The 23,884-nt window shown below is 33.5% G+C and carries 38 protein-coding genes; 2 read left to right on the top strand and 36 right to left on the bottom strand.

Annotated elements, in window-relative coordinates; translation table 11 throughout:
• Window positions 1-40: 40 nt before the first annotated feature.
• Window positions 41-1,579 carry a sodium:solute symporter gene (locus Q361_RS04030; protein ID WP_103725432.1) on the top strand — a complete coding sequence of 513 codons (1,539 nt, stop codon included), beginning with the start codon at window positions 41-43 and terminating at the stop codon, window positions 1,577-1,579.
• A 9-nt stretch (window positions 1,580-1,588) separates the two neighbouring features.
• On the opposite strand, the gene Q361_RS04035 is transcribed toward Q361_RS04030, so the two are convergent.
• Window positions 1,589-1,945 carry a CoA-binding protein gene (locus tag Q361_RS04035; RefSeq protein ID WP_103725433.1) on the bottom strand — a complete coding sequence of 119 codons (357 nt, stop codon included), beginning with the start codon at window positions 1,943-1,945 and terminating at the stop codon, window positions 1,589-1,591.
• Window positions 1,946-2,115: 170 nt separating this feature from the next.
• Between Q361_RS04035 and Q361_RS04040 the strand changes: the two genes are divergently transcribed.
• On the top strand, window positions 2,116-2,751 hold the full coding sequence (locus Q361_RS04040; protein ID WP_103725434.1) for a MarC family NAAT transporter: 636 nt from the start codon (window positions 2,116-2,118) through the stop codon (window positions 2,749-2,751).
• 23 nt (window positions 2,752-2,774) lie between these two features.
• Here Q361_RS04040 and ctlX read toward each other — a convergent pair whose 3' ends face one another.
• From ctlX to rpsJ, 35 genes are all read right to left on the bottom strand, one after another.
• Window positions 2,775-3,713 (bottom strand): citrulline utilization hydrolase CtlX, encoded by a 939-nt coding sequence (ctlX, locus tag Q361_RS04045; RefSeq protein WP_103725435.1) that lies wholly within the window; start codon window positions 3,711-3,713, stop codon window positions 2,775-2,777.
• Window positions 3,714-3,774: 61 nt separating this feature from the next.
• On the bottom strand, window positions 3,775-4,143 hold the full coding sequence (locus tag Q361_RS04050; RefSeq protein WP_103725436.1) for a four helix bundle protein: 369 nt from the start codon (window positions 4,141-4,143) through the stop codon (window positions 3,775-3,777).
• 64 nt (window positions 4,144-4,207) lie between these two features.
• A complete protein-coding gene (locus tag Q361_RS04055; protein WP_103725437.1) occupies window positions 4,208-5,122 on the bottom strand; it encodes a dimethylarginine dimethylaminohydrolase family protein in 915 nt (304 codons plus the stop codon).
• An 82-nt stretch (window positions 5,123-5,204) separates the two neighbouring features.
• Window positions 5,205-6,488 carry a citrate synthase gene (locus Q361_RS04060; RefSeq protein WP_103725438.1) on the bottom strand — a complete coding sequence of 428 codons (1,284 nt, stop codon included), beginning with the start codon at window positions 6,486-6,488 and terminating at the stop codon, window positions 5,205-5,207.
• A 383-nt stretch (window positions 6,489-6,871) separates the two neighbouring features.
• Window positions 6,872-8,164, bottom strand: coding sequence for a phosphopyruvate hydratase (gene eno, locus Q361_RS04065; RefSeq protein WP_103725439.1), 1,293 nt, complete (start codon window positions 8,162-8,164; stop codon window positions 6,872-6,874).
• A gap of 250 nt (window positions 8,165-8,414) precedes the next feature.
• The gene (carA, locus tag Q361_RS04070) at window positions 8,415-9,530 is read right to left on the bottom strand and encodes a glutamine-hydrolyzing carbamoyl-phosphate synthase small subunit (protein WP_103725440.1); all 1,116 of its coding nucleotides are present in this window, start codon (window positions 9,528-9,530) and stop codon (window positions 8,415-8,417) included.
• Window positions 9,531-9,787: 257 nt separating this feature from the next.
• Window positions 9,788-10,267: a 50S ribosomal protein L17 gene (gene rplQ, locus Q361_RS04075; RefSeq protein WP_103725441.1), complete on the bottom strand. Its 480-nt coding sequence runs from the start codon at window positions 10,265-10,267 to the stop codon at window positions 9,788-9,790.
• A gap of 30 nt (window positions 10,268-10,297) precedes the next feature.
• The gene (locus Q361_RS04080) at window positions 10,298-11,290 is read right to left on the bottom strand and encodes a DNA-directed RNA polymerase subunit alpha (protein WP_103725442.1); all 993 of its coding nucleotides are present in this window, start codon (window positions 11,288-11,290) and stop codon (window positions 10,298-10,300) included.
• Window positions 11,291-11,311: 21 nt separating this feature from the next.
• Complete coding sequence (gene rpsD, locus Q361_RS04085; protein WP_103725443.1) at window positions 11,312-11,917, bottom strand: 30S ribosomal protein S4; 606 nt, start codon at window positions 11,915-11,917, stop codon at window positions 11,312-11,314.
• Between the two features lie 84 nt (window positions 11,918-12,001).
• On the bottom strand, window positions 12,002-12,385 hold the full coding sequence (gene rpsK, locus Q361_RS04090; RefSeq protein WP_103725444.1) for a 30S ribosomal protein S11: 384 nt from the start codon (window positions 12,383-12,385) through the stop codon (window positions 12,002-12,004).
• 11 nt (window positions 12,386-12,396) lie between these two features.
• Window positions 12,397-12,771 carry a 30S ribosomal protein S13 gene (rpsM, locus tag Q361_RS04095; protein WP_103725445.1) on the bottom strand — a complete coding sequence of 125 codons (375 nt, stop codon included), beginning with the start codon at window positions 12,769-12,771 and terminating at the stop codon, window positions 12,397-12,399.
• Window positions 12,772-12,773: 2 nt separating this feature from the next.
• Window positions 12,774-12,890 carry a type B 50S ribosomal protein L36 gene (gene ykgO, locus Q361_RS04100; protein WP_002987490.1) on the bottom strand — a complete coding sequence of 39 codons (117 nt, stop codon included), beginning with the start codon at window positions 12,888-12,890 and terminating at the stop codon, window positions 12,774-12,776.
• Window positions 12,891-12,901: 11 nt separating this feature from the next.
• A complete protein-coding gene (gene infA, locus Q361_RS04105) occupies window positions 12,902-13,117 on the bottom strand; it encodes a translation initiation factor IF-1 (RefSeq protein WP_103725446.1) in 216 nt (71 codons plus the stop codon).
• 3 nt (window positions 13,118-13,120) lie between these two features.
• Entirely contained in the window at window positions 13,121-14,464 is a 1,344-nt protein-coding gene (secY, locus tag Q361_RS04110; protein ID WP_103725447.1) for a preprotein translocase subunit SecY, read from the bottom strand.
• An 11-nt stretch (window positions 14,465-14,475) separates the two neighbouring features.
• Window positions 14,476-14,928, bottom strand: coding sequence for a 50S ribosomal protein L15 (gene rplO, locus Q361_RS04115; RefSeq protein WP_103725448.1), 453 nt, complete (start codon window positions 14,926-14,928; stop codon window positions 14,476-14,478).
• 13 nt (window positions 14,929-14,941) lie between these two features.
• Window positions 14,942-15,124: a 50S ribosomal protein L30 gene (gene rpmD / locus Q361_RS04120; protein WP_103725449.1), complete on the bottom strand. Its 183-nt coding sequence runs from the start codon at window positions 15,122-15,124 to the stop codon at window positions 14,942-14,944.
• Window positions 15,125-15,140: 16 nt separating this feature from the next.
• Window positions 15,141-15,665 (bottom strand): 30S ribosomal protein S5, encoded by a 525-nt coding sequence (gene rpsE, locus Q361_RS04125; RefSeq protein WP_103725450.1) that lies wholly within the window; start codon window positions 15,663-15,665, stop codon window positions 15,141-15,143.
• A gap of 4 nt (window positions 15,666-15,669) precedes the next feature.
• Window positions 15,670-16,023, bottom strand: a complete 354-nt coding sequence (rplR, locus tag Q361_RS04130) for a 50S ribosomal protein L18 (RefSeq protein ID WP_103725451.1) — start codon at window positions 16,021-16,023, stop codon at window positions 15,670-15,672.
• 12 nt (window positions 16,024-16,035) lie between these two features.
• Window positions 16,036-16,578 carry a 50S ribosomal protein L6 gene (gene rplF / locus Q361_RS04135; RefSeq protein WP_103725452.1) on the bottom strand — a complete coding sequence of 181 codons (543 nt, stop codon included), beginning with the start codon at window positions 16,576-16,578 and terminating at the stop codon, window positions 16,036-16,038.
• Between the two features lie 12 nt (window positions 16,579-16,590).
• Window positions 16,591-16,989 carry a 30S ribosomal protein S8 gene (rpsH, locus tag Q361_RS04140; RefSeq protein ID WP_103725453.1) on the bottom strand — a complete coding sequence of 133 codons (399 nt, stop codon included), beginning with the start codon at window positions 16,987-16,989 and terminating at the stop codon, window positions 16,591-16,593.
• Between the two features lie 101 nt (window positions 16,990-17,090).
• Window positions 17,091-17,360 (bottom strand): 30S ribosomal protein S14, encoded by a 270-nt coding sequence (gene rpsN / locus Q361_RS04145; protein ID WP_103725454.1) that lies wholly within the window; start codon window positions 17,358-17,360, stop codon window positions 17,091-17,093.
• A 3-nt stretch (window positions 17,361-17,363) separates the two neighbouring features.
• The gene (gene rplE, locus Q361_RS04150; RefSeq protein ID WP_103725455.1) at window positions 17,364-17,915 is read right to left on the bottom strand and encodes a 50S ribosomal protein L5; all 552 of its coding nucleotides are present in this window, start codon (window positions 17,913-17,915) and stop codon (window positions 17,364-17,366) included.
• Window positions 17,916-17,917: 2 nt separating this feature from the next.
• Window positions 17,918-18,232 carry a 50S ribosomal protein L24 gene (gene rplX, locus Q361_RS04155; RefSeq protein WP_103725456.1) on the bottom strand — a complete coding sequence of 105 codons (315 nt, stop codon included), beginning with the start codon at window positions 18,230-18,232 and terminating at the stop codon, window positions 17,918-17,920.
• 11 nt (window positions 18,233-18,243) lie between these two features.
• Window positions 18,244-18,612: a 50S ribosomal protein L14 gene (gene rplN / locus Q361_RS04160; protein WP_014166275.1), complete on the bottom strand. Its 369-nt coding sequence runs from the start codon at window positions 18,610-18,612 to the stop codon at window positions 18,244-18,246.
• A gap of 2 nt (window positions 18,613-18,614) precedes the next feature.
• A complete protein-coding gene (gene rpsQ, locus Q361_RS04165; RefSeq protein ID WP_103725457.1) occupies window positions 18,615-18,872 on the bottom strand; it encodes a 30S ribosomal protein S17 in 258 nt (85 codons plus the stop codon).
• Between the two features lie 17 nt (window positions 18,873-18,889).
• Window positions 18,890-19,081 carry a 50S ribosomal protein L29 gene (gene rpmC, locus Q361_RS04170; protein ID WP_103725458.1) on the bottom strand — a complete coding sequence of 64 codons (192 nt, stop codon included), beginning with the start codon at window positions 19,079-19,081 and terminating at the stop codon, window positions 18,890-18,892.
• A 13-nt stretch (window positions 19,082-19,094) separates the two neighbouring features.
• Entirely contained in the window at window positions 19,095-19,514 is a 420-nt protein-coding gene (rplP, locus tag Q361_RS04175) for a 50S ribosomal protein L16 (protein WP_103725459.1), read from the bottom strand.
• An 18-nt stretch (window positions 19,515-19,532) separates the two neighbouring features.
• Window positions 19,533-20,267, bottom strand: coding sequence for a 30S ribosomal protein S3 (rpsC, locus tag Q361_RS04180; RefSeq protein WP_103725460.1), 735 nt, complete (start codon window positions 20,265-20,267; stop codon window positions 19,533-19,535).
• Window positions 20,268-20,275: 8 nt separating this feature from the next.
• The gene (rplV, locus tag Q361_RS04185; protein ID WP_103725461.1) at window positions 20,276-20,686 is read right to left on the bottom strand and encodes a 50S ribosomal protein L22; all 411 of its coding nucleotides are present in this window, start codon (window positions 20,684-20,686) and stop codon (window positions 20,276-20,278) included.
• A gap of 6 nt (window positions 20,687-20,692) precedes the next feature.
• Window positions 20,693-20,971, bottom strand: a complete 279-nt coding sequence (rpsS, locus tag Q361_RS04190) for a 30S ribosomal protein S19 (protein ID WP_073583326.1) — start codon at window positions 20,969-20,971, stop codon at window positions 20,693-20,695.
• Window positions 20,972-20,981: 10 nt separating this feature from the next.
• On the bottom strand, window positions 20,982-21,806 hold the full coding sequence (gene rplB, locus Q361_RS04195) for a 50S ribosomal protein L2 (RefSeq protein ID WP_103725462.1): 825 nt from the start codon (window positions 21,804-21,806) through the stop codon (window positions 20,982-20,984).
• 5 nt (window positions 21,807-21,811) lie between these two features.
• Complete coding sequence (gene rplW / locus Q361_RS04200; RefSeq protein ID WP_103725463.1) at window positions 21,812-22,102, bottom strand: 50S ribosomal protein L23; 291 nt, start codon at window positions 22,100-22,102, stop codon at window positions 21,812-21,814.
• A gap of 6 nt (window positions 22,103-22,108) precedes the next feature.
• Window positions 22,109-22,738, bottom strand: a complete 630-nt coding sequence (rplD, locus tag Q361_RS04205; RefSeq protein ID WP_103725464.1) for a 50S ribosomal protein L4 — start codon at window positions 22,736-22,738, stop codon at window positions 22,109-22,111.
• Window positions 22,738-23,355, bottom strand: coding sequence for a 50S ribosomal protein L3 (gene rplC / locus Q361_RS04210; protein WP_103725465.1), 618 nt, complete (start codon window positions 23,353-23,355; stop codon window positions 22,738-22,740). The genes rplD and rplC overlap by 1 nt, the downstream gene beginning before the upstream one ends.
• Before the next feature lie 223 nt (window positions 23,356-23,578).
• The gene (rpsJ, locus tag Q361_RS04215; RefSeq protein WP_023579610.1) at window positions 23,579-23,884 is read right to left on the bottom strand and encodes a 30S ribosomal protein S10; all 306 of its coding nucleotides are present in this window, start codon (window positions 23,882-23,884) and stop codon (window positions 23,579-23,581) included.

Below are 23,884 nucleotides of genomic sequence, written 5' to 3' on the forward strand. Positions count from 1 at the left end.
TTATTTTATTGTATTTTTAGCAGAAATTTAGATAACACGTATGACACCTACTGTAATATTAACCATTATTATTCTGTATTTTGGACTTCTTATTTTTATTTCGAATGTAGTAAGTAAAAAAAGTACAGATAATGATACTTTTTTTAAAGCGAATAAAAATTCAAAATGGTACATGGTCGCCTTCGGAATGATAGGTACTGCCTTATCTGGGGTTACTTTTATTTCGGTACCAGGAAATGTAGGAAATATCGAAAATCAATTTAGTTATTTTCAATTTGTTTTGGGCAATGCTATAGGTTTTATTCTCATTGCTACTGTATTATTGCCTCTCTACTACAGAATGAATCTAACTTCAATTTATGGCTATATTGAAAAAAGATTAGGCACAATAAGTTATAAAACCTCTGCTTCTATATTTTTGATAAGCCGTACAATTGGTTCTGCTTTTAGATTGTATTTGGTTGTGTTGGTGTTACAAAAATATGTTTTTGATGCGTTTGAAATTCCTTTTGCTCTTACTGTTCTTATTTCACTCGGGCTTATTTTTGCTTATACCTATAGAGGCGGATTAAAAACCATTATTATTACAGATACTTTACAAACTTTTTTCTTGGTTACTTCTGTGTTTTTAACCATTTATTTTATATGCGATAGTATGGATTACAGTGCTGTTCAAGCTTTTGAAGCTATTAAGCATAGTAATTATTCTAAAATATTTTTTTATGAAGATTTTTTAAAAGGGAATTATGTTTGGAAACAAATTGTAGGAGGCATATTTGTAACGATTGCTATGGTTGGGCTAGATCAAGATTTGATGCAAAAAAACTTAAGTTGTGCTACAATTTCTGAGGCACAAAAAAACATGTTTACCTTTACCGGAATATTTGTAATTATCAACTTGTTTTTTTTGAGTGTAGGTGCTTTATTGTATTTGTATGCAGAAAAAAATGGTATTGCCATTCCTGTAATTGGCGATGCAAAACGCACAGATTTGTTATTCCCAGAAATAGCTTTTAACCAATTAAACATAATACCTTCGGTAGTATTTTTACTAGGGCTTACCGCTGCTACATTTGCCACCACCGATAGCGCTTTAACTGCATTAACAACCTCTTTTTGTGTAGATTTTTTAAATATGGACAAAAAAAACAGTGATAATGACGGTAGCATTACACTTTCGGAACAAGCATTAAAACAAAAAAACAAAAAACTAGTACGCATTAGACACGCAGTACATTTGGGTTTTTCGTTTTTAATGTTTTTGGTAATACTTATTTTTAATGCACTCAACGACAAGTCGGTAGTAACTATGATTTTTAAAGTAGCTAGTTATACCTATGGCCCTTTGCTTGGACTTTATGGTTTTGGTTTGTTTATAAAAAATCGAACAGTACGAGAAAAATGGGTGCCTGTAATTTGCATTGTTGCTCCGTTAATTTGCTTTTACATTTCTAAAAATTCTAAACTTTTATTAGGCAATTATGTTATTGACAATGAACTTATTTTATTAAACGGCCTGATCACTTTGTTCGGACTGTTAATAATAAGTAAGCCTACAAATGCAGTAACACGGTTTTAAAAACACTGTTTAGTATTGATGCGTTGCCAATAAAACCAATGTACAAGCTTCTTCAAATTGAATTTGATTTTGACGCAATAATTCTTGTAAATCTCGATTTTCGGTACCTGGATTAAAAATTACTCTTTTGGGGTTTAGCGTTACAATGTAATCGTAATATATTTCTTGATTTTTAGGATTTAAGTAAAGCGTTACTGTATGAATATCTGGAACACGTATTAATTCTTTATGTATGGTGACACCATGTGCTACGTCTTGTTTATTGCCTATTGCTTCTACTTGATGCCCATGTTGTAATAAACTAAAAATAGCTTTATTACTATATCTTTCAGGATTGGAAGATGCTCCTAATACTAATGTTTTCATACGTTTTAATTTATTGTTTGCAGTAACATAATAACATAGATTATTTAATCATTTTGGGGTTACCCACTTTAAAATTGGATAGTATAACTTGTTATTGATTATTATTTAATAGTAAATTTCTTATTGTTTGGTTAAAGATAACTATTAATATTACCTTTGCAAAAAAAACGATGGTCATATTTTTTAACACATTTTTTGTTTTGCTCGGTGCTTTATTTTCGGTGCTTAACCCAATTGGGGCTGTACCTATTTTTGTAGGACTTACTCAAGATTACGACAAAAATGAACGTTCTAGAGTATCACTTTGGACAGCTATTGATGTATGTTTAATATTATTGATAGCGTTTTTTGTGGGAGAATATGTTTTAAAGTTTTTTGGCATAACCATTTCTGCATTGCGTATTGCAGGTGGTTTATTGATTACCAATTCTGGATTTGGGTTATTAAATGCAAATCCTAAAAAGCGTAAAGGTATTAGTAAAGAAGTTGAAGAAGATATACACAACCGCAATCAAATTGCTCTTACACCTCTAGCTATGCCTATGCTTGCTGGCCCAGGATCTATATCATTATTGGTTGCTTTTTATCAAGACCATAACGATACTGTAAACATGATTGCCTCATCTTTTGCTATAATAATAGTTTCTGCTCTTATTTTTATTATTTTAAGAAGCGCCCATTATTTGGCTAAATATTTAGGAGCTTCTGGTATCGTAGCAATCTCTAGAATTGTAGGTTTTTTAACCATAGCTATTGGAATTCAATACATAATAAGCGCAGTATTAACTATCATTAGAGGTATTTAATCAACTTTTGTGATATTTAGCTTTTAGTTTTCTTTTGGCAAAAAAACTTCAGCCATCATACATCGAGCACTTCCACCACCGCAGGCTTCAATAATATCTAGTGGTGCATGGAGTATCGTAACATGTTCTTCTATTCGCGCAATTTGATTTTTGGTTAATACCTTGTAGGCCGATGAACTCATAATCAAAAATCGTCTCTCATCTTTTCCTTTTACTTCGAGCATATTTCCTGCAAAATTATTTACTTGCTCTTCTGTAATGAGAATAATTTCTTTTTCATCTCCTTTAAGGCTGTCTAGCACCATTTTGCGCTCTTTTTTATCATCTATACAATCGGCACAAATTACAGCAAATGTTTCTCCTATACACATCATAACATTGGTATGGTATATGTGTTTGCGTTGGTTATCTACAGTTTGAAAAGCTTCAAAAATTACTGGAGAAAATTCAAAATCTTCGCAAAACTCTATAAAAAGTTCTTCATCTGCTCTAGGAGAAAGCGCACAATAAGCTTTTTGATTTTGTCTGTCTAAAATAATACTACCTGTACCTTCTAGAAAAATATTATCTTCTTCTGCCGAGGTATAATCCATTATTTCGTTAACAATAAAACCTTTTTCTTCCAAAATATCCAATATATCTTCTCGGCGTTCTGCTCTACGGTTTTCTGCAAACATGGGGTACAATACTACATCGCCATTTTCATGAAAAGATATCCAGTTGTTTGGAAAAATACTATCGGGCGTATTAGGCTCTAGTGTGTCATCTACTACAACTACATGAACACCTGCCATTTGTAATTTTTGTACAAAAGCGTCAAATTCTGCTTGAGCCTTTTGATTTACTGTTTCTGGAGTTAATTCGTCTAATACTTTTTGATAATAGTTGTTCACGGCTGTTTGTTCGTTCATTCTGAAAGAAACAGGACGAATCATTAGTATAGAGTTGGTGGTTTGATTCATTTTTTACTTTGTTGTATGTTATACGTTTTTAGGTTATAGGTTGATTAGCTTATCGATTATTTTATGTTTTCCAATTTTGTTCTACGTATTTTATAAAATTGAAAATTTTGGAACTTAACTCGTTGTATCTAACAATCAATTCTTCATTATTAGGAATTATATTTTTATACAGATGATTAATTTTTTCTAAATGATTTACTGTCTCTAAACAACTTGACCAAGAAAAAGTCAAAAATCTGATAAATTCAGCTTTGTAAGCTTTTCTTCCATAACCCTCAACAATATTCGTTACCAAAGAATCAGATGAACGCCTTAATTGACTTCCTAATTCATACATTTCATATTTAGGAAGTTTTAAAGAAGCTGGATGAACGATATAAAAAAGCTCCAATCCAATTTTATAGATATCTAAATCTCTATAACTACTCATCTTAAAACATATCAATATTAGAAAGAGAACTTACAAAACTCATAACATAAAACTTATAACAAATCTAATCTCTTATTAAAGGTAATGTTGAACATCTTAAAAGCCCTTCTTGCTTTGCTATTTCGGCATAAGGAATTTCTTCTACAATAAAATCATTTTCTCGAAGCCAATTGTTAAGCCTTGTAAAATTTCTTTCAGATACGACAACATTCTCGTCTATAGAAAACACATTAGAATTCATATGATACATTTCGTCTCTTGTAATATGAAATAGATTCTCTTTGCCAAATAATTTGACTAAATACACATAGTCAGCTTCTTCACGAAAACCACTTTTATAAATAATGCCTTTGTTTTTACCAACAGGCTGGAAACAACAATCCAAATGCAAGGCATTGTCTCGAGCTTCTAGTTTCGACTTTACTAAATCGAACTCTTTAACAATTTTGTTGGGAAACAAACTTTTTATGTATGCTACACCTTCCATGTTGGTTCTTGCTGTAATATAATCTTTATAATCGGAACCCTTGTAAGTACCAATAAAGATATAATCATTCCAAAGCATAACATCGCCTCCTTCAATATGAACTTCGTGTGGCGGTCTAACAATTTTTGAAGGTTCTATTTGCTCTAAAACGTAATGAATAGCATCTAGCTCTCTCTCTCTATCGGGCAAAATATTAGCCTTAATAAATACATCATCTATAACAAAGCCTATATCTCTAGAAAAAATTTGATTGTAGTTTTCTAAAAGCTCAGGGCGATAAACTTCAACATTATATTTTTTAAATACTTGATAAAAGGCGTCCATTTCGGCAACCATATCTTTTTCTATAGGATAGGTTTCTGCTAAGATATGTTCTAGCGATTTGGGATCGTAAGCTTCATTGGCTGTAGGAGTTGGGCCATTACTTAATGCGGTTCCTAATACTACAGATTTTAATCGAGAGGTTTCGTTTTTAACGTTTAATTTTAACATAAAATAGCTTTTGGCTTTGCACAAAAATAAGAAAGCTTCTCCAAAAAGAGAAGCTTAACTTAATAATATTCATTAAAAGAAATTATCTTTTATCTTTTTCAACAAAAGGTCTTAGTGGAGAACCTGTGTATACTTGTCTTGGTCTTCCAATTGGTTCTTTGTTGATACGCATTTCTTTCCATTGTGCAATCCAACCTGGTAAACGCCCTATGGCAAACAATACGGTAAACATTTCTGTAGGAATTCCTAATGCTCTATAAATAATTCCTGAGTAAAAATCTACATTTGGATATAAATTTCTAGATTTGAAATAGTCATCTTCTAGTGCAACTTGTTCCAATTGTTTGGCAATATCCAAAAGCGGATCTTGTACTCCTAATGCAGAAAGCACATCGTCTGCCGCTTTTTTGATGATTTTTGCTCGTGGATCGAAATTTTTATACACTCTGTGCCCAAATCCCATCAATCGGAATGGATCGTCTTTGTCTTTTGCTTTTAAGACATATTTTGCAACATCGCCTCCATTATTATGAATTTCTTCAAGCATTTCTAAAACAGCTTGGTTTGCACCTCCATGAAGTGGCCCCCAAAGAGCCGATACACCTGCAGCTATAGATGCAAATAAACCAGCATGCGACGAACCTACTATACGAACTGTAGAAGTTGAACAGTTTTGCTCGTGATCTGCATGTAAGATAAATAATTTATCCAAAGCATCTAAAACTCTTTTGTCTGTTTTGTAAGGCCCAGTAGGTAATTCAAACATTAAGTGCATAAAGTTTTCTACATAACCCTTGGTGTTATCATAGTAATTTAATGGGAAGCCCATTGTTTTTCTATACGTCCATGTTGCAATAACGATAAATTTTGCCATTGTTTTACAAACAGCATCGTACATATCTTTTTCGTTATGCGGATTCACAGCCTTAGGGTTGAATGCTGTAAGAGCACTTGTTAATGACGAAAGAACTCCCATTGGGTGAGCTGTTCTTGGAAAACCATCGATAATGTTTTTCATTTCTTCGCTTACCAAGGTGTATTTTCTGATGTCATTTTCAAACTGATCTAGTTGCTTTTGAGTAGGTAGTTCTCCAAAAATTAACAAATAAGACACTTCTAAAAAATCTGCCTTGTCTGCTAATTCTTCTATAGAGTAACCTCTGTAACGTAAAATACCTTCTTCGCCGTCCAAAAAAGTAATTTCACTTTTACAAGAACCTGAATTTTTATACCCTGGATCGAGTGTTATGGCTCCTGTTTGAGCTCTTAATTGCTCAATATCGATAGCTACTTCATTTTCTGAACCTACAATAACTGGAAGCTCAATTTTTTTGCCATCTAACTCTAATATTGCTGTTTTTGACATAATATGACTTGAATGTTGTAATTATTTATAATTTAACAAAATTATGCAATTCAAAATAAATATTAAAAATTTATAACGCTGTTTTCGTTAATATTTCATTAAATTTTGCTAAATTAATATACAATTATTGGTATATCTCACAATTATAAAAAAAACACCTAAAAGATTTTTAACTTTTAGGTGTTGGTTGCTATAAATAACAGTAAATATTAAATATTTATCAATATTTTAAGTAACAAAAATTTAACTAAATAGATGTGTTATCGAATTTTAATCTTTTAAAACAGCTTAACTTAAAACAATATTTTAAATGTGAATACTATTAATTAACTTGTTATTACTTTAAAAAAATAAATAATTTTAATGAATTACCAATAACTATACTATTTCTGCTTAAATGCTTTTATTCCTGGAAAATAAGCTGTATCACCTAGTTCTTCTTCAATTCTAAGAAGTTGGTTGTATTTTGCCATACGATCGCTACGAGAAGCAGAACCGGTTTTTATTTGTCCGCAGTTTAATGCTACAGCCAAATCTGCAATGGTATTGTCTTCTGTTTCTCCAGAACGGTGACTCATAACCGATGTATAACCTGCGTTGTGTGCCATATTTACTGCAGCAATAGTTTCGGTTAATGTACCTATTTGATTTACTTTTACCAAAATCGAATTGGCAATTCCTTTTTCAATACCTGTAGCAAGTCTTTGTACGTTGGTTACAAACAAATCATCACCCACGAGTTGTACTTTATCTCCAATTTTATCTGTGAGTAATTTCCAACCTTCCCAATCATCTTCATACATACCATCTTCTATAGAAACTATAGGATATTTTGCTGCCAATTCTGCCAAATAACTCGCTTGCTCTTCAGAACTTCTTACTTTTCCTTTATCGCCTTCAAACTTGGTATAATCGTATTTTCCATCTACATAAAATTCTGATGCTGCACAATCTAAAGCAATTTTAACATCGGCACCAAAAGTGTATCCTGCTTTTTCTACAGCCAATTTTATAGAGTCTAGCGCATCTTCTGTTCCTCCTGCTAAGTTTGGTGCAAAACCTCCTTCATCTCCAACAGCGGTAGACAAATGTCTGTCGTGTAACACTTTTTTCAAATTATGAAAAATTTCGGTTCCCATTTGCATCGCATGAGTAAACGACGTTGCGCTTACAGGCATAATCATAAATTCTTGAAAAGCAATAGGAGCATCACTATGCGAACCACCATTTATTATGTTCATCATAGGTACAGGCAAGGTATTTGCCGAAACTCCTCCAATATAACGATACAAAGGCAATCCTAATTCATTGGCAGCTGCTTTTGCTACAGCCAACGAAACGCCCAAAATGGCATTAGCACCCAAGTTTCCTTTGTTTGGTGTGCCATCAAGCTCAATCATTATTTTATCAATCAAATTTTGCTCAAAAACAGATACGCCTAATAGCTCGGGAGCAATTGTACTGTTTACATTATCAACAGCTTTCAAAACACCTTTACCCATATAGGCTTTGCCACCATCGCGCAATTCTACGGCTTCATGTTCTCCTGTAGAAGCACCACTTGGTACAGTAGCTCTACCCAAAATACCATTTTCGGTTACTACATCAACTTCTATTGTAGGATTTCCGCGTGAATCCAATATTTGTCTAGCATGAACTTTTACTATAATACTCATTTTATTTATGAATTTTTAATTAGCACTATTATTATATTACAAATTTAAGCAATAAGAAAATTATTCGTATTGAATAACTTAAAAACTTATAAACGCAAACGATTTAGTGTTATGTTAAGCGAAAGGCTTTTGCATTTTTATAAACCATGTTCCCGCTTTTCGCTCCAATCTTTGCTTCAAGCCTATATACTTTAAACCTGTTAGCTTGAAGCAAAGGATTTCCACTTCAATCGGGGCTAGAAAGTAATCCTTATACCTTTTGCAAGGCATAGATTTTAATAAGGTCTACAAAATTGTCAAACAAATATTCTGAATCGTGTGGCCCTGGACTAGCTTCTGGATGATATTGTACAGAAAAAACAGGGTTGTTTTTCATACGCATACCAGCTACAGTAGCATCATTTAAATGATAATGTGTAATTTCTAACTCGCTATGCGCTTCTAGTTGCTCTCTACTTACAGCAAAACCATGATTTTGAGAAGTTATTTCTCCTTTGCCCGTAATCATATTCATTACAGGATGATTAATACCTCTATGCCCATTAAACATTTTGTAGGTCGAAACTCCATTTGCCAAAGCAAGTATTTGATGTCCTAAACAAATACCAAAAACAGGTTTACCCGATTCTATCATGCACTGGGCTGTTTGCTGCACTTGAACTAAAGGTTCTGGGTCTCCAGGTCCATTAGATAAAAAATAACCATCGGGGTTTATTGCTTGCATTACTTCAAAAGGTGTATTGTATGGAAAAACTTCTATATAGCAATCTCTTTTGGCAAGATTACGCAGTATATTGGTTTTTATGCCCAAATCTAAAGCAGCAACTTTGTAAGATGCGTTTGGGTTTCCAAAAGTATATTTTTGAGCAGTAGATACTTTTGATGCTAATTCAAGACCTTTCATAGGAGGTATTGCTGCTAACATTTGTTTTAACTCTTCTATAGGTGTTCCGTCTGTACATACTACAGCATTTTGAGCACCATAATCTCTTATATGCGCTACGAGAGCTCGGGTATCAATATTGGATATCGTAACAATATTTTGTTGTTTTAGATAGTCTAATAAACTACTTTCAGAATTTGGTCGAGAGTATACGTCGCTAAAATTTCTGCATACCAATCCTGCAATTTGTATTTTATTTGATTCTACTTCGTTTGCATTTATCCCGTAATTACCAATATGTACATTGGTAGTAACCATAATTTGCCCGTAATATGAAGGATCGGTAAAAATTTCTTGATACCCCGACATACCTGTATTAAAACATACCTCGCCAAAGGTTTTGCCTAAAACACCTATAGAATTACCGTGAAATATTGTACCGTCTGCTAGGAGTAAAATTGCTTTTTGATGTAAAAATTGCATATGTTGTTGTGTTGTTGTGTTACAAATATATTGCTTTTAGAGCGTTTATAAAAACACTATGGTTTAGTATTTTAGCCCCGGTTGTAGTGTAAATCCTTTTGCAAAGCTCAACTATTTGTAAATTTGGGCTTTGCAAAAGATTGGAGCGAAAAACGGGAAAATGGCTTGTAAATAATCAGTTAGTTTTGCTCCAAAAAAAAAGGATAAACTTTATTGAAAGCTTATCCTTTTTTAATATTATGCTGAAAATAATTTCATTATTCTGCAGCTTCATTGGTTGGTTCTTCAGAAGCAGGAGCAGATGTTTCTGCTTTTTTAGCTTTTCCACCACGACGGCTTTTAGCTTTTTTCTCTTCTTTTTTACCACCATTATAGATTTCGTTAAAATCTACTAACTCTATCATAGCCATATCAGCGTTATCACCAAGACGATTTCCTAGTTTAATGATACGTGTGTATCCACCTGGACGGTCGCCTACTTTTGCTGCTACTTCTCTAAAAAGTTCAGTAACGGCATATTTATTTCTTAAATAAGTGAAAACGATACGTCTATTGTGAGTAGTGTCTTCTTTTGATTTTGTTACAAGTGGCTCAACAAATTGTTTAAGCGCTTTTGCTTTAGCAACAGTAGTGTTTATACGTTTGTGCTCTATAAGAGAACAAGCCATATTGGCCAACATAGCTTTTCTATGTCCTGTCTGTCTGCTTAAATGATTTACTTTTTTTCCGTGTCTCATTTTAAATACTTTTTAACTTGAATAAAGAAACTAGTCTTTATCTAATTTATATTTTGACAAATCCATTCCGAACGTTAAGTTTTTATTGGCTACTAGTTCGTCTAACTCTGTTAGCGATTTTTTACCAAAATTACGGAATTTCATTAAGTCGTGTTTGTTAAAAGAAACCAAGTCTCCTAGTGTATCAACTTCTGCTGCTTTTAAACAGTTAAGTGCTCTAACAGATAAATCCATATCTACCAATTTTGTTTTAAGCAACTGTCTCATGTGTAGAGATTCTTCATCGTAAGAATCTGTTTGAGCAATTTCATCTGCTTCAAGAGTGATTCTTTCATCAGAGAAAAGCATGAAATGGTGAATTAAAACTTTGGCAGCTTCGGTAAGGGCATCTTTTGGATTTATAGAACCATCGGTTTTAATTTCAAAAACCAATTTCTCGTAATCTGTTTTTTGCTCTACACGGAAATTTTCTATAGAATATTTCACATTTTTTACCGGAGTAAAGATAGAATCTGTAAAAATTGTACCTATTGGAGCGTTTTGTTTTTTGTTTTCTTCGGCTGCAATGTAACCTCTTCCTTTTTCAATTGTTAATTCCATGTTGAAATTAACTTTTGAGTCTAGATTACAAATAACCAAATCTGGATTTAAAATTTGAAAACCTGAAATAAATTTTTGGAAATCACCAGCAGTAATTTGTTCTTTACCTAAAATAGAAATCGTAACACTTTCGTTATCGATGTCTTCAATTTGTCTTTTAAAACGTACTTGTTTTAGGTTAAGAATAATTTCTGTAACATCTTCAACAACACCGGAGATAGTAGAAAACTCATGTTCAACACCTTCTATTCTTACAGATGTAATTGCGTAACCTTCTAAGGCAGAGAGCATTACTCTCCTTAGTGCATTACCAACCGTCAATCCATAACCCGGTTCTAAAGGACGAAATTCGAATTTGCCTTCAAAATCGGTAGAATCGATCATGATAACTTTATCTGGTTTTTGAAAATTAAATAGTGCCATAATTTAGCTTGGTGTCAATTATTATTTGTTGTATAACTCAACGATTAATTGTTCTTTGATGTTTTCAGGAATTTGGATTCTAGCAGGAACTGAAACAAAAGTTCCTTCTTTAGTATCGTTGTTCCAAGTAATCCATTCATAAACATGGCTAGATGCAGCTAACGAACGCTCAATAACTTCAAGAGATTTTGATTTTTCACGTACTGCAACTTTATCACCTGGTTTTAAGTGATAAGATGGGATGTTTACAACCTCACCATTTACTGTGATGTGACGGTGAGAAACAATTTGTCTTGCAGCTCTTCTAGAAGATGCAATTCCCATTCTGAAAACAACGTTGTCTAAACGAGCTTCGCAAAGTTGTAAAAGGATTTCACCTGTTACACCTGAAGCAGCAGATGCTTTTTCGTATAAATTTCTGAATTGTTTTTCTAAAATACCATAAGTATATTTAGCTTTTTGCTTTTCCATTAACTGAACAGCATATTCAGATTTTTTACCTCTCTTTTTTGCCAAACCATGTTGTCCTGGAGGGTAATTTCTTTTTTCGAAGGCTCTATCGTCTCCGAATATTGCTTCGCCAAATTTACGAGCAATTTTAGTTTTAGGACCAGTATATCTTGCCATTTTAAAATTGTTTTGATAGTGATTATGAATTCAGGTCAAATCCTTCGATAATCAGATTTCTATCAGGTTTATACTATAAATAAATTATACTCTACGTCTTTTTGGAGGACGACATCCATTGTGTGGCATTGGAGTTACATCAATAATTTCTGTAACTTCTATACCGCCATTGTGTATAGATCTTATTGCAGATTCTCTACCGTTACCTGGTCCTTTAACGTAAACTTTTACTTTTTTAAGACCAGCTTCTAGTGCAACTTTTGTACAATCTTCGGCTGCCATTTGAGCTGCATATGGAGTATTCTTTTTAGAACCTCTAAAGCCCATTTTACCAGCTGAAGACCAAGAGATAACTTCACCTTTCTTATTTGTTAAAGAAATAATAATGTTATTAAATGTTGCATTAATATGAGCTTCGCCAGAAGATTCTATAACAACTTTGCGTTTTTTAACGTTTGATTTAGCCATATTACTACTTATTATTTAGTTGCTTTTTTCTTATTAGCAACAGTTTTTCTTTTACCTTTTCTAGTTCTAGAATTGTTTTTGGTTCTTTGACCTCTTAATGGTAAACCAGCTCTGTGACGAATTCCTCTGTAGCAACCAATATCCATTAAACGTTTAATGTGTAATGATGTTTCAGAACGTAATTCACCTTCAATTTTGTAGTATGATACTGCATCACGGATTGCTCCAATTTCAGCATCATTCCAATCTTGAACTTTTTTATCTTGGCTTACTTGAGCTTTTTCTAAAATCTCAATAGCTCTGCTTTTACCTATTCCGAAGATATAAGTTAAAGCGATAACTCCTCTTTTATTTTTAGGTATATCTACCCCTGCTATTCTTGCCATAATTATCCTTGTCTTTGTTTAAATCTAGGATTTTTTTTGTTTATAACGTATAATCTTCCTTTTCTACGTACGATAATGCACTCGGCACTTCTTTTTTTAACGGATGCTCTTACTTTCATTTTATATAGCTTTAGTATCTATAAGTGATTCTTGCTTTTGTCAAATCGTAAGGACTCATTTCTAGTTTTACTCTGTCACCAGGTAACAATTTAATGTAATGCATACGCATTTTACCAGATATATGAGCAATTACAACATGACCATTTTCTAATTCTACACGGAACATAGCATTTGATAATGCTTCTACAATGGTTCCGTCTTGTTCTATTGCTGATTGCTTTGCCATAAACTAAGCTACTGCTTTTCTGTTTTTGCCTGACTTCATTAAACCATCATAATGTTGGTTTAATAAATAAGAATTAACTTGTTGAATAGTATCGATAACTACACCTACCATAATGATAAGCGATGTTCCACCATAAAACATTGCCCAAGATTGTTGAACTCCTAAACCTATAATAAGTGAAGGAAAAATAGCTATCAAAGCTAAAAACAAAGCTCCTGGGAAAGTTAATAATGACATAACATGATCTAAAAAGTCAGCGGTATCAATACCTGGTTTAACACCTGGAATAAAACCTCCACTTCTTTTTAAATCGTCAGCCATTTTGTTTGTAGGCACTGTAATTGCTGTATAGAAAAATGTAAAGATTATGATTAACATTGCAAATACAAAATTATACCAAAAACCAAACATATTACTAAACACAGCTGCAATAGATTGTGATGTATCTGATTTTGACAAATTTGCCAAAAACGGAGGAATAAACATAATGGCTTGGGCAAAGATAATTGGCATTACACCCGCAGCATTAAGCTTTAAAGGTATCCATTGTCTATTACCACCAAGAGCATCTTGTTCAAAATCACCAGTAGTTGTTCTTCTTGCATATTGTACAGGAATTTTTCTAATAGCCATTACTAAAAGTACACAAGCTATAATTACCAATAACCAAACTATAATTTCGAAAACCAATAGCATTGGCCCTCCTTGATTATCTGTAACTTTTGATTGAAACTCCTGAAATAACGCTTGAGGAAGTCTAGCCAAAATACCAACCATAATTAAAAGTGATATACCGTTTCCTATTCCTTTGTCAGTAATTTTTTCTCCTAACCACATAGCAAATATAGTGCCCGTAGTTAAAATTAATACTGATGAAAATAAGAACCAAGGGCTATCAGCACCCAATAAAAATGCAGATTGTGGTATTGTTTTATATAAATTATAAATATACCCTGGACCTTGAAGTAGCGTGATTAAAATTGTTAACCAACGTGTAATTTGGTTTAATTTTTTTCTACCACTTTCTCCATCTTTTTGCAATTTTTGTAGATATGGTATAGCAATACCCATTAATTGAACCACAATTGAAGCAGAAATATATGGCATAATACCTAATGCAAAAACAGAAGCTTTAGAGAAGGCTCCTCCTGTAAACATATCAAGTATAGAACCTAATCCTTTTTCTGTTTGACCTGCCAAGCTATGAAGCTGTGAAGCATCTATACCTGGTAAGGTAACGTGTGCTCCAAAACGGTATACTAAAAGCAAACCGAGAGTCACAAGAATACGATTCTTGAGCTCTTCGATTTTCCATACATTCTTTAAAGTTTCAATAAAATTCTTCATAATGGAATTTATTAAATGGTTACTGCTTCACCACCTGCAGCTTCTATTGCAGCTTTTGCAGTAGCGGTAAATTTATGAGCAGAAACTTTTAATTTAGCTTTTAACTCTCCTCTTCCTAAAATTTTAACAACCTCATTTTTAGTAGCTAATCTATTTTGAACGAATACTGTAAAATCTACAGTATCTGTTACAATTCCATTATCTACTAGAGTTTGAAGAGCATCAAGATTAATACCTTGATATTCTACTCTATTGATGTTTTTAAAACCAAATTTAGGAACACGTCTTTGAAGTGGCATTTGACCTCCTTCAAAACCTATCTTTTTAGAATAACCAGAACGAGATTTAGCCCCTTTATGACCTCTTGCAGCAGTTCCACCTTTTCCAGATCCTTCTCCTCTACCCACTCTTTTGTTTTGGTTGTGTGTAGAACCTTCTGCAGGTTGTAAGTTACTTAAATTCATAATACTGTTCTTATTATTTAGTCTCTTCAACAGAAACTAAGTGTTTTACTTTATTTACCATTCCAAGGATTGAAGCTGAAGCATCATGTGCTACAACTTGTCCTATTTTTTTCAAACCTAAAGCTTCTAATGTTCTCTTTTGAGTTTGAGGACACTTGATTTGGCTTTTTACTTGTTTTACTAAAATTTTTGCCATGTTTCCTTGAATTGAATTAACCTTTAAATACTTTATCTAAAGAGATTCCTCTTTGTTTTGCTACTGTATAAGCACTTCTCATTTGAAGTAAAGCATCAAAAGTAGCTTTTACCACATTGTGTGGGTTTGAAGAACCTTGAGATTTTGACAACAAATCGTGAATTCCTGCAGATTCAATTACTGAACGAACAGCACCACCTGCAATAACTCCAGTACCATGAGAAGCTGGCATTAAAAACACTCTAGCTCCACCAAATTTACCTTTTTGTTCGTGAGGTATAGAGTGACCACTTAAAGGTATTCTTACTAGATTTTTCTTAGCATCTTCTACCGCTTTTGCGATTGCTTCAGAAACATCTTTAGATTTACCTAAACCATGTCCAACTACTCCTTTTTCATCACCTACAACTACTATAGCAGAAAAGCCAAAAGCTCTACCTCCTTTAGTAACTTTAGTAACACGATTTACACTAACTAAACGATCTTTAAGTTCAAGACCGCTTGGTTTTACTAACTCAACATTTTTATAGTTATGATACATAAATTTAGAATTTAAGTCCGGCTTCTCTTGCGCCTTCTGCTAATGATTTAACACGACCATGATATAAATAACCACCTCTATCAAAACTTATTGTTTCAATACCGGCTTTCAAAGCTTTTTCAGCTAGTAGTTTCCCTACTGATGCTGCTACTTCAGCTTTGGTTCCTTGCACATTTGCTCCTTTATCTCTTGATGAAGCAGCCTGCAAAGTCACACCATTTACATCATCTATAAGCTGAGCATAGATTTCTTTATTACTTCTAAATACAGATAGTCTAGGTCTAGAAGCAGTTCCTGAAACCACTTTTCTAACTCTGTACTGTATTCTTTGTCTTCTTTCAGATTTTGATAATGACATAATCTAATATTTTTAAGCAGATTTACCAGCTTTTCTTCTTAATTCTTCACCAACAAACTTAATACCTTTACCTTTGTATGGTTCTGGTTTACGGAAACCTCTAATTTTTGCAGTTACTTGTCCAAGTAATTGTTTATCATATGAAGTTAATTTCACTATTGGATTTTTACCTTTTTCAGAAATTGTTTCCAAAGTAACCTCTGGAGCAATATCTAAAACAATGTTGTGGGAAAATCCTAAAGCTAAATCAAGTTTTTGACCTTGATTTGACGCTCTATAACCTACCCCTACCAATTCTAATTCGTTAGTAAAACCAGTCGATACACCAACAATCATGTTGTTGATTAATGCTCTGTATAAACCATGTTTTGCTCTTTCATCTTTGTTATCAGAATTTCTGCTAACAACCACGTTACCTTCTTCAATTTTAACATCAATACCATTGATTTCTTGAGAAAGCTGACCTAATTTTCCTTTTACTGTAACAACTCCTTCATTGATGGTAACATCAACTCCAGCAGGTATTGCAATTGGATTTTTTCCTATTCTTGACATCGTTTAGTTTTTTTAGTATACGTAACAAATAACTTCTCCTCCAACGTTTAGTTGTCTTGCTTGCTTATCTGTCATCAAACCTCTTGAGGTAGAAACGATAGCAATTCCTAAGCCGTTTAAAATTCTAGGTAATTTAGAAGCACCTGCGTACTTACGTAAACCTGGTTTACTAATTCTTTGGATATCTTTAATTACAGGCTCTTTAGTATCTTTATCATACTTAAGAGCAATTTTGATACTACCTTGTACTGTGGTAGTTTCAAACTTGTAACTTAAAATGTACCCTTGATCGAATAAAATTTTTGTGATTTCTTTTTTAAGATTAGAAGCAGGAATTTCTACCACTTTGTGGTTAGCTCTTACTGCGTTTCTTACTCTTGTCAAGTAATCTGCAATTGGATCTGTATACATATGTATAAATTTGCGGTTATGGTTTTCATTTATTATAAAAATGAACCTTTAACCAATTAAACTTAATTTTTGGTTTGCAAAAGTATAAAACTTTTTTTAAACTACCAACTAGCTTTTTTAACACCAGGAATTAATCCTTGGTTAGCCATTTCACGGAAAGTAACACGAGAAATTCCAAATTGTCTCATGTATCCTCTTGGTCTACCTGTTAATTTACAACGGTTGTGAAGACGTACAGGAGAAGCATTTCTTGGTAATTTTTGTAATGCTTCATAATCTCCAGCTTCTAAAAGAGCTTTACGTTTTTCTGCATATTTTGCTACAACTTTTTGTCTCTTAACCTCACGGGCTTTCATGGATTCTTTAGCCATATCTTAATTCTTTTTAAAAGGTAAACCTAATTCAGCTAATAATGATTTTGCTTCTTTATCTGTTTGTGCAGATGTTACAAATGTAATATCCATACCAGAGATTTTATTTACTTTATCAATATCAATCTCAGGGAAGATGATTTGTTCTAAAACACCTAGGTTATAATTACCTCTTCCATCAAATCCTGTTGCTTTGATACCGCCAAAATCTCTTACACGTGGTAAAGCAGAAGTGATTAGTCTATCTAAAAACTCATACATTCTTTCTCCGCGTAATGTTACTTTTGCACCAATTGGCATACCTTTTCTCAATTTGAAAGAAGCTACGTCTTTTTTAGAGATAGTAGGTACTGCTTTTTGACCTGTAATTTTAGTTAATTCTTCTACTGCATAGTCTACCAATTTTTTATCAGAAACTGCTGCTCCAACGCCACGGCTGATCACAATTTTTTCTAATTTTGGTACTTGCATTACATTTTTGTAACCAAATTCTTCTGTAAGAGCTTTAATTACTCTGCTCTTATATTCTTCTTTTAGTCTAGGTATATATGCCATAACTATAATACTTGATTAGATTTTTTTGAAAATCTCACTTTCTTATCTCCTTCCATTTTAAAACCTACTTTTGTAGCAGATTTTGATTTAGCATCAACTAATGCTAAATTAGAAATGTGAATAGGAGCTTCTTTTTTTACAATACCACCTTGAGGGTTGTTTGCACTTGGCTTAGTGTGTTTTGACACCATATTTACACCTTCTACAATGGCTTTGTTGTCTTCACGAAGAACTTTTACTACTTTACCTTCGGCACCTTTATGGTCTCCTGCGATAACTTTTACTAAGTCTCCTGATTTTATTTTTAACTTTGTCATCATTAATAGAATTAAAGCACTTCTGGTGCTAATGATACAATTTTCATGAATTGTTTTTCACGAAGCTCTCTCGCAACTGGACCAAAAACACGAGTTCCTCTCATTTCGCCTGCTGCATTCAATAGAACGCATGCATTATCGTCGAAACGGATATAAGAACCATCGGCTCTACGAACTTCTTTTTTGGTACGTACAACAACTGCAGTAGATACAGCACCTTTTTTTACGTTTCCGTTTGGTGTAGCATCTTTAATTGCAACTACAATTTTATCTCCAACAGAGGCATAACGACGTTTCGTTCCTCCTAAAACACGGATAGTTAATACTTCTTTAGCTCCCGTATTGTCTGCTACTTTTAATCTTGATTCTTGTTGTACCATAATTACTTAGCTCTTTCAATGATTTCAACTAATCTCCAACATTTGGATTTACTTAATGGACGTGTTTCCATTATGCGTACTGTATCTCCAATGTTACAGTCATTTTTTTCGTCGTGTGCAACATATTTTTTTGTTTTTAACACGAACTTACCATATAATGGGTGTTTGATTTTTTTAGTTTCTGCAACAACAATAGATTTTTCCATTTTGTTACTAGTAACAACACCAATTCTTTCTTTTCTTAAATTTCTTTTTTCCATCTTTCAGCAGACTACAATTATTGTAATTCTCTTTTGCTTAATTCTGTTGCCAATCTTGCCACAGCTCTACGCACAAAACGTATTTGCAATGGATTTTGGATTGGAGAAATAGCGTGAGCCGATCTTAGTTCGGCATAGGTTCTTCTAGTTTCACTAAGTTTTTCTTGCAACTCAGCTGTAGACAGTTTTATAATTTCTGATTGTTTCATAATTTACTATAGATTATGCTTCGAAATCTCTTGCAACAACGAACTTAGTTTTTACTGGAAGTTTTTGGGCAGCTAATCGCAATGCTTCTTTAGCAACAGATAAAGGAACGCCCCCAACTTCAAACATAATTCTTCCGGGTTTTACTACTGCAGCCCAATATTCAACTGCACCTTTACCTTTACCCATACGAACTTCAAGAGGTTTCTTGGTAATTGGTTTATCTGGGAAAATTTTAATCCATAACTGACCTTCACGTTTCATGTAACGAGTTGCAGCAATACGTGCAGCTTCTATTTGACGTGATGTTAAGAAAGCAGAATCTAAAGATTTAATTCCAAACATTCCATTAGAAAGGACATGTCCTCTTTGAGAAACTCCTTTCATTCTACCTTTCTGTACCTTACGGTATTTTGTTCTTTTAGGCTGTAACATTTTTTCTTAATTTAATAATTACTTTCTTTTACGTGTTGGTTTACCACTTGGTTTACCATTTGAGTTACCACCTTTACCGCCTGTAGCTTGTTTTTTATCCATTCCTACAAGTGGAGATAGGTCTCTTTTTCCGTAAACTTCACCTTTCATGATCCACACTTTAATACCCATTCTACCATAAGTTGTATGAGCTTCTCCTAGTGCGTAATCAATATCGGCTCTGAAAGTTGATAGAGGAATTCTACCTTCTTTGAACATTTCTGAACGTGCCATTTCGGCTCCGTTTAAACGACCTGAAATCATTACCTTAATACCTTCTGCATTCATACGCATAGCTGCCGCGATAGCCATCTTAATAGCTCTTCTGTATGAAATACGGCTTTCGATTTGACGAGCGATACTTGTTGCAACTAAATAAGCATCTAGCTCTGGTCTTTTGATTTCAAAGATGTTAATTTGAACCTCTTTGTCGGTAATTTTTTTAAGTTCTTCTTTTAACTTGTCTACCTCTTGACCGCCTTTACCAATAATGATACCTGGACGAGCCGTAGTGATAGTAACGGTTACAAGTTTTAAAGTTCTCTCAATGATTACCTTAGACACACTAGCTTTTGATAAACGAGCATGAATATACTTTCTGATTTTGTGATCTTCGGCAATTTTATCACCATAATCATTTCCACCATACCAGTTTGAATCCCATCCTCTGATGATACCAAGGCGATTTCCAATTGGATTTGTCTTTTGTCCCATACTGTTTATTAATTACTTTGTGTGTTATCTAATTGTCCTAATACTATAGTTACGTGATTAGAACGTTTTCTTATTCTATGTGCACGACCTTGAGGAGCGGTTCTTAATCTTTTTAACATAGATCCACCGTCTACTCTAATCTCTTTCACAAACAAGCCTGCTTCTTCCAAACTAGCATCTGCATTTTTCTGTTCCCAGTTGTTGATAGCAGATTTTAATAATTTTTCTAATTTTCTTGAAGCTTCTTTTGTACTAAAACGTAATATATTTAGTGCTCTTTCTACTTTCTGACCTCTTACCAAGTCTGCTACTAAGCGCATTTTTCTAGGTGAAGTAGGGCAGTTATTTAATTTAGCAAAAGCTAAAGACTTATTAGCCTCTTTTCTTGCGTCTGCAGTTTCTCTTTTACGAACTCCCATAGCTTCTTATTTTTTACCTTTATTTTTTGCTCCAGCATGACCTCTAAAAGATCTTGTTGGTGAAAACTCTCCTAATTTATGTCCTACCATGTTCTCTGTAACATATACAGGAACAAATTGACGACCATTGTGTACTGCAATAGTCTGACCTACAAAGTCTGGGGTTATCATAGATGCTCTAGACCAAGTCTTAACAACACCTTTATTTCCACCAGCTATATTCTCTTGAACTTTCTTCTCTAATTTATAGTGAACAAATGGTCCTTTTTTTAATGAACGTGCCATGTCTATCTAATTATTTCTTTCTGCGTTCTACAATATACTTATTACTTGGGTTAACTTTAGAACGAGTTCTGTAACCTTTTGCAGGAAGACCTTTTCTTGAACGTGGATGACCTCCAGAAGAACGACCTTCACCACCTCCCATTGGGTGATCTACAGGGTTCATCGCTACTGGTCTAGTTCTTGGTCTTCTACCCAACCATCTGCTTCTACCTGCTTTACCAGACACAAGCAATTGATGATCTGAATTAGATACTGCTCCAATTGTAGCCGAACAAGTCAATAAGATTAATCTTGTTTCACCTGAAGGCATTTTAATAGTAGCAAATTTTCCATCTCTTGCCATTAACTGAGCAAAAGTACCGGCACTTCTAGCAATAATAGCTCCTTGCCCAGGACGTAATTCAATACATGAAATTACGGTTCCTAGAGGAATTTTACTAAGCGGTAAAGTGTTTCCAATTTCTGGAGCTGCATTTTCACCTGAAACTACAGTTTGACCAACTTGTAATCCATTTTGAGCAATTACATACGTTTTTTCTCCATCTGCATAAGCTAACAAAGCAATAAACGCTGTTCTGTTTGGATCATACTCTATAGATTTAACTGTAGCAGGAATACCTGCTTTAGTTCTTTTAAAATCTATAATACGATACCTTTGTTTATGACCACCACCTGTATAACGCATGGTCATTTTTCCTTGACTATTTCTACCTCCTGAGTTTTTTTTCGGTGCTAGCAATGAGCGCTCCGGCTTATCAGTTGTAATAGCGTCAAAACCATTAACAACTCTAAAACGCTGACCCGGGGTAATAGGTTTTAATTTTCTAACTGACATTTTAATTAGATATTGTTATAAAAATCTATTGTTTCTCCTTCTTTAACCTGAACTACTGCTTTTTTATAAGCATTTGTTTTTCCAGAAATTAATCCACTTTTAGTGTATTTTACAGATCTGTCAGGTCTTACATTCATTGTATTAACATTTACAACAGTTACTCCATAAGCAGCCTCTACAGCTTTCTTAATTTGAACCTTATTTGCTTTTCTATCAACAACAAAACCAAAACGGTTAAATATTTCACCGTCTTTAGTTATTTTTTCAGTAATTATAGGTTTAATTATGATACTCATGGCGTATTATTTGCTTAAATTTTCTACAATTCCTTCTACAGCTCCTTCTAAAAGAACAAGTTTGTTTGCGTTCAAAATTGAATAAGTATTTAATTCTGAGTTAGTTACAACCTTGGAAGCTTGTAAATTGCGTGACGACAAATATACATTATTATTTGTATCACCCAAGATAAATAGAGACTTTTTGTTTTGAACACCCAATGCACTTAAAACCGTAAGGAATTTTTTTGTACTTGGAGCTTCAAAAGAAAAATCTTCAACAACAATTAAGTTAGACTCTTTTGCTTTTATAGAGAAAGCAGATTTACGAGCTAATCTTTTTAATGACTTATTCAATTTGAAAGAATAAGATCTTGGTCTTGGTCCAAAAATTGTACCCCCACCTACAAACACAGGAGACTTTTTGCTACCTGCACGAGCTGTACCAGTACCTTTTTGTTTTTTAAGTTTACGAGTACTACCCGCTACTTCATTTCTTTCCTTTGCTTTATGAGTACCTTGTCTTTGATTTGCAAGATATTGTTTTACATCAAGATAAACAGCATGGTTGTTTGGCTCGATAGCGAAAACTGAATCAGACAATGTAATTGTTCTGCCAGTCTCTTTTCCGTTGATATCTAAAACTTTTACTTCCATTACTTTTGAATAATTACGTAAGAGTTTTTGTGTCCTGGCACACAACCTTTTATTACTAAAAGATTTTTGTCAGCAACTACTTTTAAAACTCTAAGGTTTTGAACTGTTACATTTTCTCCTCCTGTTCTACCTGCCATACGCATTCCTTTGAACACTCTTGACGGATAAGACGACGCACCCACAGAACCTGGCGCTCTTAATCTATTGTGCTGACCGTGTGTAGATTGACCAACACCACCAAAACCGTGACGTTTTACTACACCTTGGAATCCTTTTCCTTTAGAAACTCCAACCACATCAACAAATTCTCCTTCGTTAAACAATTCTACAGTGATATTATCACCTAAATTGTAATTTTCTTCAAATCCTTGTATTTCAACGACCTTTTTCTTAGCAGAAGTACCCGCTTTCTTAAAGTGACCTAACTCAGCTTTAGTGGCGTGTTTTTCTGTTTTGTCATCGAAACCAAGTTGAAGCGCTTCATACCCGTCAACCTCTTTGGTTCTGACTTGGGTAACGACACACGGACCTGCCTCTATAACGGTACAAGGAATGTTTTTCCCGTTTTCGTCAAAGATGCTCGTCATGCCGATTTTTCTTCCAATTAACCCAGACATAATTTACAGTTATTAATTTATTTTTATTTGAGAACAGAACAGACTACTCCCATTATGAGGGTGCAAAAGTAATACATTTATTTTATTATGCAAACATTTGATTATCCTTTTTTTAAGTTTTTTTCATATCATAAAAAAGTAAAAAAAATAGCAACCCTAAAACGCAAAAAATCCGTTAAACCTAAATTTAACGGATTTTAAATTATGTAAGTCTACAAAAAACTTATACTTTTATTTCTACTTCAACACCACTAGGTAATTCTAATTTCATTAAAGCATCAATCGTTTTTGAAGAAGAACTATAGATATCTAATAATCTTTTATAAGAGCTTACTTCAAATTGTTCTCTTGATTTTTTGTTTACGTGCGGAGAACGCAATACAGTAAATATTTTTTTGTGTGTAGGTAACGGAATAGGACCTGTTACAACAGCACCTGTGCTTTTCACAGTTTTTACGATTTTTTCTGCTGATTTATCAACCAACATATGATCGTAAGATTTTAGTTTTATTCTAATTTTTTGACTCAT

The sequence above is a fragment of the Flavobacterium croceum DSM 17960 genome, assembly GCF_002917885.1.
GTDB classification, from domain to species: domain Bacteria; phylum Bacteroidota; class Bacteroidia; order Flavobacteriales; family Flavobacteriaceae; genus Flavobacterium; species Flavobacterium croceum.